This window comes from Peribacillus sp. TE19612 (assembly GCF_056279465.1).
On the sequence record NZ_JBWCCL010000011.1, the window covers coordinates 26,632 to 39,065 of the forward strand.

Here is a 12,434-nt window from a genome sequence, read left to right on the forward strand (position 1 = left end):
GCCATATTTACTTACCTTTCATTACTTTGCATGTGAACCCCCATCGACGATCAAAATATTTCCAGTCACAAAATCAGATGCCTTTGAGGCCAGGAAAACCGCTGCCCCTTTCAAATCATCATCACTCCCTAACCTTTTTAACGGCGTGGAATCCAGGATAGGATTCTTTCCTTGCTCAAGAACCCCTTTCGTCATTTTTGTCGGAAAGAAACCGGGTGCGATTGCATTAACATTGATATTATGCTGACCCCATTTAACGGCTAAATCCTTCGTTAAAGTAATGACCGCCCCTTTACTCGTATTATATCCGACCGTATCGAGCACCCTCGGGTCAGTACCCCCTAATCCGGCAACGGAAGCGATGTTTATGATTTTCCCATGTCCCTGCTCAATCATTACCCTGCCTGTTGTCTGGCTCATGATAAAGGTTCCGGTTACATTTACATTCATCACCTTCTGCCACGCTTCAAGAGGCATGTCGACGGCTGGTGCCCCCCAGGATGCCCCGCTATTGTTTACTAATATGTCGATGGCACCAAATTCACGGTAAGTTTCGTTAACGACTTCCTGTACATCTGACGGATTGGTGATATCACACTTGAAGGAAAGCGCCCTGACTCCAAGCTTTTGGATTTGCGAAGCAACTTCGTCACATGCTTCCTTCTTCCTTGAACAAAGTACGACATTTGCCCCAGCTTCGGCAAAGCCTGTCGCTATTTGTGCTCCCAACCCTCTCCCTCCACCGGTTATGATCGCCGTCTTTCCAGTTAGATCGAATAAGTCGGTAACTTTCATATTTTCACCTCATGCTTTTGTTGGTATTTTCGAAGTTCTATTTTAGCAACTTGTGAGCGATGAACTTCATCGGGACCATCAGCAAGCCTTAAAGTCCGTGCATTGGCCCAATGAGCAGCAAAAGGGAAATCATCGGAAATCCCTGCAGCTCCAAAGCCTTGGATGGCCCTGTCCAGCACATTCAATGCCATATTTGGTGCCACCACTTTTATCATCGCGATCTCCGCCTTCGCTTCCTTGTTCCCGACAGTATCCATCATATAGGCAGCTTTTAAGGTCAGAAGTCTTGCTTGTTCGATTTCAATCCGTGAATCAGCAACCCACTCCATGATTACACCTTGTCTCGCCAATGTTTTACCAAAAGCGACACGTTCTTGAATGCGCTTACATAATTCTTCAAGTGCTCTTTCAGCAGCGCCGATCAGCCTCATGCAATGATGTATCCTTCCCGGTCCGAGCCTTCCTTGGGCAATCGCAAATCCTTTTCCTTCACCCCATAGAATATTCGTAGCCGGGACCCTCACATTTTCAAACGTGATTTCGGCATGGCCATGCGGGGCATGATCATAACCAAACACAGGGAGCATTCTCTCGATTTTGACACCCGGTGTATCGAGCGGGACAAGAATCATTGACTGTTGTTCATGCTTGGCCGCCTCAGGATCTGTCTTACCCATGACGATGGCAATCTTGCATCGGGGATCGCCTGCTCCTGAAGACCACCATTTTCGGCCGTTGATGACATACTCATTACCCGTCCTTTCAATCCTGCATTCGATATTGGTCGCATCGGAAGACGCCACTTCCGGTTCCGTCATCGAGAAGCATGAACGGATTTCCCCAGCAAGCAAGGGCTTCAGCCAGCGTTCTTTATGTTCATCCGATCCATATCTCACCAACACTTCCATATTACCAGTGTCCGGCGCATTACAGTTGAAGATTTCAGGTCCTATCGTCGACCTACCCATGATCTCGCAAAGCGGGGCATATTCTAGATTTGTTAAACCCGCGCCATAACCGCTATCAGGTAAAAATAAATTCCATAATCCTTCTTCTTTTGCTTTTGCCGTCAATTCAGATAAAATCGGGGGAATTTCGCTCCAGCGGCTTTCCTGTGCTTCGAGCTGCTTTTTGTATATTGATTCATTTGGGTAAACGTGCTTCTCCATGAATTCCGTTAGTTTCTTTTCCAGATTTTTCACCTTTTCAGTATGTTCAAAGTTCAAATTGAATTCCTCCTTTTAAACTTACTAACCGGTTGGTATGTTATTACTTTTAAAGTATATACACAAGATTCTGATTTTTTCAACAATTAAATCTTTGTTTTCTTGTCATTCAAGATCCCGTATCTTGACCTTTTCGTTCTCACTATATTGCTTTTGTTGGACGGTTGGAAATATACAAACGATTTTCGTACCTTTTTTCAATTCACTTGTGATGAAAACTTTTCCTCCATGCTTTTCGATGATTCTAAAACAAACGGAAAGACCCAAACCCGTTCCTGATGTTTTTGTAGTGAAAAATGGTTCTCCTACTTTTTGAAGGGAGTTTTCCGGAATACCATCCCCTTCATCCAAAATGCTCAAAAAAACTTCCTCATTTTTTTCATTTATGCTCACAAAAATATTTCCGCCATTCGGCATCGATTCTATGGAATTTTTTATCATGTTTATTAGCACTTGCTTGATTTGGTTTTCATCAAAATACATAAAAATTGGTTCTGAATCATAATTTTTATGTATTTGAATATTGTTCAGTACGGCATTTGTCTCCAACAGCGTTACGGCATGGTTACAGCTTTCCTTTATATCCTTCTCAAGGATTACCGCCCCAGTGGGTTTCGATAGCAGCAAGAGTTCATTCAGCACTTTCTCGATTCGATTTATTTCCGAAAAAATAATATCGTAGTATTCCTGCTTTTCGGCACCGCCATCTTTAATCAGCTTCACGAATCCCATTATCGCCGTCATCGGATTCCTGACCTCATGTGCAATCCCAGCCGCAAGTTGGGCAGCCGTTGATAACTTGCTTGATGTGATTGCCAAATGTTCGTTTAGGCTCACAAGCTTTTCCTCTGCATGTTTACGTTCATTAATTTCCGATAATATGCCCGCTGTCCCGATGAATTTCCCAGCGTCATCGTAAATAAGTTTAACGAATGCCTCAACCCAGCTTGTTCCCTTTTTCGCATTTAGTTTAATGTCCGCACGAAAATATTTATCCCCTCGATGAAAGGAGTCCGCAAAGGCCTTTAATACGTCTTGATAAGAATTGTTATCCATATGTTTAGAAAAGTGAAGCCCCAGGGATTCATTCACGGATGCACCACTCATCGATTTCCATGCCGGGTTTAAGTACAACCATTTTCCTTTATCATCCGTTTGGAAAATAACCTCATTGAAGCTATTGACCAATTCTTTAGAGTAATTGGAGAAAATGCGATAACGCCCTTCGCTATCCTGCAATAAAGCTATCGTTTTCCGTTTATGATCATAGATGGCACCCAAACACCAGGCTATGGTTAAAATTACGATTAAATATATTCCTGCAAAGGCGGAAAACCTGCGTTCTTCATGACCCAGCCACCCTATATAGGGTAATATCAATACAAAAAAAAGAGCAGGGACAATGATCCTTCCAGTATATTTCTTCACATTCTCCACCTCCTTACCTAAATGATTTATACTTCATCCGATCGAATTCCAAGTAAGGGATCAAATTATGCATATTTGAAATGGTAGGACACTCACTTATAGGTAAATTTCAACATTTTATCCATGATTCCTGCAAACAACACAAAAAACCTTTCCACGAGTGGAAAGGTCACTGTTCAACTTAAATCATTTACCCAATGATGACGCGTTCTTTTGGATAATGGAAATTTTCCGTAACTTCTTTATGGCCTATGATATACAGGAGGGAGGTTATCCCAACACGGCCAATGAACATAATGATCATAATGACAATTTTACCGGTATTGCTGAGGTCAGGCGTGATTCCCATCGAAAGGCCGACTGAACCGAAAGCCGAACATACTTCAAAAATGATTTGCATCAAAGTGAAATTTTCGGTAATGGATAATATGAAGACCGCCATTATGCAAAGAAGCGATCCCATGATCATAACCGCTGTCGCTTTTCGGATATCATCGGGATGAATCTCCCGTTTGAAAACTTTTATGGAACGCCTTCCTCTCATGAAATTCCATAAAAATAGAATCATGATGGCCAGTGTAGTTGTCCGGATTCCTCCCCCGACTGAACTTGGGGAAGCTCCAATGAACATCAATATGCTCAACAATAAAAGGGTCGGTTCCGAAAAGTCACTCACATTCATGGTTGCCAACCCGCCGCTCCGCGTATTGGAGGACATAAACAATGAGTAAAAGAACGATTCATGCCAGTTCTTACCTTTAAAGAACCCATTAATTTCCAGAAGGTAAATCAGGATCGTTCCCCCAACGATAAGGGAAAAGAAAGTGACTGAGGTCAGCTTCGTGAACAAAGAAAAATGAAACTTATAAGTACGGGCCTTATTGGACAAAAACTCCTTCAGCTCAATCAAGACAGGAAACCCAATGGCTCCAAGGGTAAGCAGGATAATCGTAATGAACTGTACAAAATAATCGTCTTTAAATGGAATCATCGAAATACCGGTAATATCAAAACCAGCATTCGTGGTGGCACTTACGGCTAAAAATAAGCCATTTAAAAAGGCTTCTTTCCCGTCTGGAAAATAATTCAGAAAGTAAATGCCTAAAACGAGAGCCCCAATCATTTCAATTACGACAAATATCTGAATGATTTGGATCAATAATTTAACAAGCCCAGAAAGATTCGATTGGTTTTGATCTGTCATGATCAATTGTCTTTCCTTCAAGCCGATTTTCTTGCCCACTATAAGCCAGAAAAAGGTTCCGAGTGTCATGATGCCAATACCGCCAAATTGGAGAACGAACATGAGAATGAAATAGCCTACCTCATTGTACACTTCGGGCAAACTTACAACTGTTAGACCTGTTACACTAACTGCACTTACGGCTGTGAATAAAGCATCCATGAATCCAAATTCCACGCCTGGCTTAAGAGCGACCGGCAGACTCAACAGTACGGTCGAGATGCTGACTGCCAAAACATAATAACCGACGATAAGCTGAGCTGGTGTTAACTTTGATAATATTTTTTTGATAGCAAACATAAAGAGTTTCCTTTCTTGCTCCTTTATAGTTATGCAAATCACATAACCATTAAAAATCTAGTTTACCCTTTTTTCATTCTTTTTTCCATTCTCTTTTAAAACTGACTTACTTACAACAAAAAGGCAGGTTTACCAATAAGTTTGATGCTGCTCGTATAAGTAAAACTCCACATTCTACTTATACTATCATTACAGCGGCAAAAGCCGTTGAAAAAGTAAAGGGGAGATTCAAATGGCTAACAGCAGTAACAACCTTCTTGTTCCAGGAATCGAACAAGCATTAGAACAAATCAAATATGAAATTGCATCTGAATTCGGTGTACAATTAGGTTCCGATACTTCAGCACGTGCCAATGGTTCAGTTGGCGGAGAAATCACGAAACGTCTTGTACAACAAGCACAATCTCAACTTAAAGGTCAATAATTCACAATTAAATATCCATGGCTAAGAGTCCAGCTGCATGCTGGACTCTTTTTAATGATTATGTCCATTTCCGTTTCCATTATTGCCTTTACCCCTTTTCGACTTATCCCAATCTTTCTTATCTTGTTTATATTGCTTATCCTGTTTATCTTGTTTAACTTGTATTTCCTGCCTATCCTGTGCAACCTGTTTATCTTGTCTATCATGCCTATCCTGTTTATTTTGCTTATTTTTATTGTCGTGCTTTATAGAATCATCACTATCCTTTTCTTTGAGTGATGAAACTTTTTTTACATCGAACTTTTTCTCATTCTGTTCATTTTTCTGCTTGTCCTTTGATTGGTTGCTGTGATGGCTATCCGATTTCCCTTTTGACTCGTTGCTTTTTTCCTTATATCCATTTATCGCATTCCGTTTTCCACTTGTATTTTCCCGTTCGGTTTGTTCCTTAATTTTGGTAACTTCAATACCCGCGTTTTTCCGTTCAGTCGGTTTGGCTTCATTGGCCGGCTTTTGTTTTATTTCAATTTCATTATTCTCTTTTTTCTTTTCTCCATCCGATTTGTTTTCCGTACTTAGTATTACGCCCTTTTCTTTCGGAATAACAACGTTTTCCTCGACTTTTTTAACTGGCGCCGGGGCAGGCTCCCTCTTATTGACCTTTATCTTATCTTTATCTTCATTCAACTTCTTTTCGAGATACTTACCCGTGGATATACCTTGTTCCCTAGCTTGCTTCCGATCGCTTTTTGTTGCCTGGATCACTTTCATCTTTGTTTTGGAAACATTATCCTGCTCAGATATTTCTTTTATCTCCTCTTTTAAATTCTTATTCAGTTCTTTATTTTTTTTCATTAACGTTGTGGAAACGACTATTTGTTTATTTCCTTTCAAATAACCAAGTCGCTTCGTCGTTTCAACGATTCGGTTTGTAACAGCTTTTATATCCTTGCCTTTCCAGTCCTTCAGCTGACCGATCACAAGCTTTCCGTCTTCATTTAATCCGGTAAGCTTGAGAACTTCTAAATCATCATCAAGCTCCAATTCAATGCTTGGATTCACATCTATCGTCATATATGCCGACACAGGACCAGAGAAATAAGAAGGAAGAATTGAAAAGAGAATCAGGAAGGTGGAGGCAATGCTTAGCACGGCCGTTTTTTTGAAAGATGAATGAATATTGGAAAAGGCTAAAGTGAATTTTTGTTTTGCAGGTGAAAAAGTGATTTCCTCACCCACTTCATATTCCCTTTCCTGTCTTTTGGTTTTCAGAAATTCACCCTCGGGGGTCAATAGGGTTACAAATCGTTTATTAACTGAAAGAATAACTCCTTTTTTCATTCATCGATAGCCCCTTTTATATAATCATTCAAATACAAAAAATCTCCGTTTATTATGATTGCCACGGCAATGATGTATTTTCTGTTCCGTTCAATCGTTTTTCTGCTTACTTCCACTTTTCCCTCAAGCTGTTTTACGGGCAGCCGCTTTTTTGCAAACAGGATTTCCTTCAGTTCGTCATCTTCCATTAACAATTTAGCGATCATAATAGCTCCCTTCCTGGCATCTGCATGTTTGGGAGAGTTTTCAACTAAATCCTCAAATGACAGACCAAAATCCTCTAGATGGCTTATATAAAGCTGAATTTCTTCTTTTCTTCTTTCCGATTCCTTCTGCATTTCGTATTCATTGATGGAATTTTCATTATCGATATATATTTGGCTTTGATCATTATCATCATTCAGTGTTAAATCCAATAGGATTTCTTTTTGTTTGGACTGGCTTCTTAAATAATCTATAACCCTTCGTTTAACGAGGGTTTCGGCAAATGCCAATAAAGAACGGCCTTTTTCCGGGGAGTATTTTTCAATTGCCTCGTTAAAAGCAATCATTCCAATACTGAATTCATCATCTGATTCGTATATGTAACGTTTGCAAACCGATGAGACTGTTTTTGCAATAAAAGGTTTGAATGACTCTATAGTATCATTACGAAGGCTATTATCACCTTGTTGAATTTTCAATACGGTTTCTTCTAAAGAACGCTTTTTTTTGAATGCTGTAAACAACAAACCAAGCATTTGCTCACCTCGCTCCTGTTGAACATAAAATACGCATCAACATACTTATCTTAAGCGGAGGGAGTCTAAAAGACAGTACCAAAAGAACTATTTTTGCGATAAAAATGAAATCACACAATATATCAACATGATAAAATACTTAGTTTTTTCTCGTTTGTTACAGTGCAATTACAGTAAAATATCTTTTTCCGTTTTTTTGCCCAATACAATGGGACAATTGTCATTTTTATAACCGGAATTTAATATTCACATCTTTTAACATATCATTCGTAAACATACCTGCGCTTTTGAGGGTCATCTCCCTAAATACTTTAAAAAGCAAAAAAAATAGGCGTGACCGGCACGCCTGTTTTTTTACGCTTCCTGTATTTTTTTCTCTTCTTTCTCTTTTTTTTCTTTTTTGCTTGAAATGATCCATGCACCTGCTGCAATTCCAATCAATACAGTCCAGAAAATCGATTTCCAAAGAGTTGATTCAGGGAAATGATGATCAATGAAAGCAAGTGAAGGGTGTGCAAGTGTGTGTACCGCCAATTTCACGCCAACCCAACCCACAATCAAAAATGCTGCCGTTTCAAGTGAAGGACGGCGATGAAGCAGCTTAACGAATGCATTTGCTGCAAATCGCATAATGATCAACCCGATCATACCGCCGAGGAACATGACAGCGAATTGCCCTCCGTCAATACCGCCGACTTTCATCCAGCCTGTTGCAGGAAGTGTAACAGCCAGCGCGACGGCAGCCAACATGGAATCGATTGCGAAAGCGATATCAGCCGCTTCAACCTTTACCACGGTCATCCAGAAGCCGGATTGCTTTTTAGGTTTCGTGATTTCCTTCTCACCTTTACCAGCGTATTTTTTGTAAATGTGCTGAAAAGCGATGAAAAGTAAATAAATCGCACCGATTGCTTGAACTTGCCACACCTCGACAAGAAAGGAAATAAGGAATAGACTGGCAAAACGGAAAACAAAAGCTCCCATCAGACCATAAAACAAGGCTTTCCGCTGTTGTTCTTTTGGCAAATGCTTAACCATGACAGCCATGACGACTGCATTATCCGCAGCCAGTATCCCTTCTAATCCAACCAAGATAAGAAGGACCCAGCCATATTCCAATAACATTGATGCTTCCATCCATTCAACCTCCAATAGTAGTATTTCCTTCCTATTGGCATTGGCAAAATAAAAAGACCTCTGCCGTATAGGCAAAGGTCTTGCTGAACATGAAATCATGTCAACAAAGCCGATGAATGTTTAACATTCACGTAATGACGACTTTGTTTTAGGGCGAACCCTAACGCTACTCCCCTTTGAAAAGGAAAATCAGTTATTAAGTATATTAATAGTATACGCGCTCGTTATGAAAATAACAATCTTTTTTTATAAATGGATCTCATTTTCTGTTCCTTTTGGATAATTTTATCAACGATAAATATTCTTTGCCGAAACGAATCCAGTTCGGTTTGGCAGAAAAATAGTTCTGAAACAGCGATAAAAAACTCGTGTATTTCCCTTCATATGGATACCATTGTATTTCTGTATCGTTTTTACCTTTATCGATCATGATCGCTTTTTCATGGCAGAAAATCTTCAATCCATGCTCGCCATGATAGCGGCCAACCCCACTTTGTTTGGCACCGCCAAATGGTAAATGATGATTAGCAACCGTAATCAGCACATCATTGATCGTCACCGCACCGGTTACTAACCGTGACGCAATCCGACTTGCTTTTTCCCTATCCATCGTCCAAACGCTGGAATTGAGTCCATATTCACTTTCATTTGCCAGGGCGATCACTTCTTCCTCCGTATCGAAAGGCACAACAGGCAACACGGGTCCGAACGTTTCTTCTTTCATGATTTTCATGGAATGATCGACATTGGAAAGAATCGTCGGCGGAATGAAATGGGTCTGCCCCGTTTTCCACTCTTTCGGAGGTGTTCCGGTTTCAAGTACGGCCCCTTTATTCAGTGCATCCTCCAGCTGGTCAGCCACAATATCGACTTGTTTAGGAAAAGTCATTGAACCGATATCATCCTGCGATTGCACCCCCTGCCTCATGGACTTCGTTTTTTCTTTAAGAAGCATTAGGAATTCCTTATAAACAGGACGTTCCACATAAACCCTTTCAACACTCATGCACACCTGCCCACTATTTGTGAAAGCCCCCCAAAGAGCCCCGTTCACAGCCCGTTCCAGGTTAGCATCACGCAGAACGATCATCGGATCCTTACCGCCAAGCTCCAAAGTCGTTGGGATCAGGTCTCTTGCTGCAACCTCACCAATCATTTTTCCGGTCCTTACAGATCCAGTAAAAAATATATAATCTGGTTTTTGCTCAGTTAATGCCGCACCCAATTCTTTCCCTCCATGGGCAAACTGTATAGTTCCTTCTGGGAAACCAGCTTCAAGAAACAGATTTTCGATGCACACCCCAACTAAAGGAGTTACCTCTGATGGTTTGGCGATGACAGTATTTCCAGCTGCTAGGGCATTAAGAATGGGAACCATGGAAAGCTGCAGCGGATAATTCCATGGTGAAATGACGAGAACCGTTCCACGGGGCATATAATGGACATAAGATTTTTTACCAATTAACATGAGTGGAGTGGTGACCTTCCGTCCGGAAAGAGATTTCACTGCATGTTTCTCGATATGCTTGATTGCATCGATCGTTGGCATGATGTCAGCAACCAGCGCTTCAATTTTCACTTTTCCCGCATCTTTTGAAATGACTTCTGCTATTTCATCCATCCTTTCAACCATCAATAAACGGAGCCGTTTTAAATAGTGCAGCCGTTCCTTGATGGGAAGATTCGACCATAATTGGAACGCATGTCTTGATTTCATATATATATGAGGAATCGAATTCAATGGTGTTGGGACGATTTCCGCAATCTTCTCACCTGTTGCCGGAGAAAACACTTCCAACTTGTCATGTATTTCTTCCATAACTACTCCCCTTGCTTTATCTTATTTTATCGTTACTCCATATCATTTTTTATGCTTTAATAAAGATCGACCGAGGAGGAACCCCTCCTCTGAAATGCAGCAAAACTTCTCGGCAGCACTGCTGTCAAAACGCCCTTTTCAAATGAAATTAGGTTGCCAGGAAGAATTGATAAGAGAGCCTGAGCACTTTTCTTGAACAGTTATATGTTCATATACTTCACTAAACGTACGAAAATTCTTCCTGAACCCTCTTTATATAATGCCAGAGACGCAGCAGCCTGTATAATATAATCGCTTGGAACCAACTTCACCACCGGTTCCCTCTCTTCATAAGGTTCCTGACCGATTCCCTGCCACTTAATCGGTGTATTCCCCTTAAGATGAATTACACTAACAAATTCGTTTACAGTTTACAGTATCCACTGCATCACATCACGTTTTACAACTCAATTGGTGAAGCTCCATGAAATCCATCCTCAACGCAAATACCATTAACTAGTAATCTCCCAGACATGTTAGCACTTTAAAATGGAATATATAGTAAAATTTTTTCGTTATTAAAAGGAATATTCACGTTTGTTATCGAAGGTAAGTATAATAAGAATCGAAATTCTGATAATCCGGCAGACAAGTTTATCGGTTTTAGTGTTTAATACTGGGTAATGGAGGATAAATTCATATTATCGAATAAAAATTATTATCTATATAACCGATTTTCCGTTACTATATAAGAAGGCGATTTTTTCGCGCATACATATTTGAGGTGAGCGCACAAGTGAAAAGAATAATTAAAGCATACGACTTCCCTATTTTCATCGCTGTCGTATTACTCTGTTTGTTTGGTTTAGTCATGATTTACAGTTCGAGCATGATCACTGCTGTCGCTCGATACGGCTGGCCCATGGATTTCTTTTTTGAGAAACAAAAAACGGCCTTTATCATCTCTTTCCTGGCAATGATTGTCACGATGGTTCTTCCTTATAAGATGTACAAAAACAAAATGTTCTTGATGTCTATGATGTTTGGCATGGCCGGTATCCTTTTGCTGCTCTTTATCTTCGGCCATACAGCAGGGAATGCCACAAGCTGGTTCAAGTTAGGGACAGCATCGATACAACCTGCGGAATTTTCCAAGTTAGCCATAATCATTTATCTGGCAGCCATTTACGGAAAAAGACAGGATCGAATCAATAGTATTGATAAAGCCGTCATCCCGCCGATTTTCTTTCTGGTATTCATCTGCTTTTTAATCGGAATACAGCCTGACTATGGAACGGCAGCGGTCATTTTCCTGATTTCAAGTACCATGATCATTTCATCCGGGATGTCTTTTAAGAGTATATTCAAACTCTCTTTGATCACTGCGATATTCGTTGCCATATTTGCATTGGGGGTACTCGTGACAGGAAATTTCTCAGCCGTTCTTACTGAAAATAAGATGTCTCGTTTTACCGGGTTTGCAGACCCTTTCGGAAAGGCAGGAGAAAGCGGGTATCAACTCGTGAATTCCTTATTCGCCATAGGTTCCGGCGGCCTTACTGGAGTGGGACTTGGTGACAGTGTACAAAAATACGGGTATCTGCCTGAATCACATACTGATTTCATCATGGCCGTCATTGCAGAAGAGCTCGGGATATTCGGAGTGGGATTCGTTCTATTGACACTAGGTTTTATCGTCCTGAGGGGATTTGTACTTTCAGCCAAATGCAAAGATCCATTTGGAAGTCTTTTATTGATCGGCATCTCATCCATGATCGGCATTCAAGTCGGTATCAACGTCGGCGGAGTGACCGGACTTATCCCAATTACAGGGATCACCCTTCCATTTATCAGTTATGGAGGATCTTCCTTACTGCTGCTCATGCTTTCAATGGGCATATTCCAAAATGTCGTCATGCGAATGAATTTACTTGAACAGAAAGAAAAAGTCGTATCCATCCCAAAAGATGAGATCGCGTCTTCAAAATAAACGATCAAATAC

10 protein-coding genes are annotated in these 12,434 nt (G+C 40.6%); 2 read left to right on the top strand and 8 right to left on the bottom strand.

The window, feature by feature from the left end; translation table 11 throughout:
• Positions 1–21: 21 nt before the first annotated feature.
• From ACZ9AO_RS18920 to ACZ9AO_RS18935, 4 genes are all read right to left on the bottom strand, one after another.
• Positions 22–795: an SDR family oxidoreductase gene (locus tag ACZ9AO_RS18920; protein WP_289349375.1), complete on the bottom strand. Its 774-nt coding sequence runs from the start codon at positions 793–795 to the stop codon at positions 22–24.
• Entirely contained in the window at positions 792–2,021 is a 1,230-nt protein-coding gene (locus ACZ9AO_RS18925; protein ID WP_063596382.1) for an acyl-CoA dehydrogenase family protein, read from the bottom strand. The genes ACZ9AO_RS18920 and ACZ9AO_RS18925 overlap by 4 nt, the downstream gene beginning before the upstream one ends.
• A 105-nt stretch (positions 2,022–2,126) precedes the next feature.
• Positions 2,127–3,449, bottom strand: coding sequence for an ATP-binding protein (locus ACZ9AO_RS18930; protein WP_476109843.1), 1,323 nt, complete (start codon positions 3,447–3,449; stop codon positions 2,127–2,129).
• 190 nt (positions 3,450–3,639) lie between these two features.
• Complete coding sequence (locus tag ACZ9AO_RS18935; protein WP_286676049.1) at positions 3,640–5,049, bottom strand: TrkH family potassium uptake protein; 1,410 nt, start codon at positions 5,047–5,049, stop codon at positions 3,640–3,642.
• A 175-nt stretch (positions 5,050–5,224) separates the two neighbouring features.
• Here ACZ9AO_RS18935 and ACZ9AO_RS18940 point away from each other — a divergent pair, with 175 nt between their 5' ends.
• Positions 5,225–5,416, top strand: coding sequence for an alpha/beta-type small acid-soluble spore protein (locus ACZ9AO_RS18940; protein WP_034314196.1), 192 nt, complete (start codon positions 5,225–5,227; stop codon positions 5,414–5,416).
• Between the two features lie 51 nt (positions 5,417–5,467).
• Here ACZ9AO_RS18940 and ACZ9AO_RS18945 read toward each other — a convergent pair whose 3' ends face one another.
• The 4 genes from ACZ9AO_RS18945 to ACZ9AO_RS18960 all read right to left on the bottom strand — a co-directional run bounded on the left by ACZ9AO_RS18945 (position 5,468) and on the right by ACZ9AO_RS18960 (position 10,453).
• Complete coding sequence (locus ACZ9AO_RS18945) at positions 5,468–6,757, bottom strand: anti-sigma factor domain-containing protein (protein WP_476109846.1); 1,290 nt, start codon at positions 6,755–6,757, stop codon at positions 5,468–5,470.
• A complete protein-coding gene (gene sigI, locus ACZ9AO_RS18950; RefSeq protein WP_241637110.1) occupies positions 6,754–7,497 on the bottom strand; it encodes an RNA polymerase sigma factor SigI in 744 nt (247 codons plus the stop codon). The genes ACZ9AO_RS18945 and sigI overlap by 4 nt, the downstream gene beginning before the upstream one ends.
• Before the next feature lie 354 nt (positions 7,498–7,851).
• Positions 7,852–8,634 carry a TerC family protein gene (locus ACZ9AO_RS18955; protein WP_048689105.1) on the bottom strand — a complete coding sequence of 261 codons (783 nt, stop codon included), beginning with the start codon at positions 8,632–8,634 and terminating at the stop codon, positions 7,852–7,854.
• A gap of 259 nt (positions 8,635–8,893) precedes the next feature.
• Complete coding sequence (locus tag ACZ9AO_RS18960) at positions 8,894–10,453, bottom strand: aldehyde dehydrogenase family protein (protein ID WP_427671252.1); 1,560 nt, start codon at positions 10,451–10,453, stop codon at positions 8,894–8,896.
• 775 nt (positions 10,454–11,228) lie between these two features.
• Here ACZ9AO_RS18960 and ACZ9AO_RS18965 point away from each other — a divergent pair.
• Complete coding sequence (locus ACZ9AO_RS18965; RefSeq protein ID WP_476109848.1) at positions 11,229–12,422, top strand: FtsW/RodA/SpoVE family cell cycle protein; 1,194 nt, start codon at positions 11,229–11,231, stop codon at positions 12,420–12,422.
• Positions 12,423–12,434 lie beyond the last annotated feature (12 nt).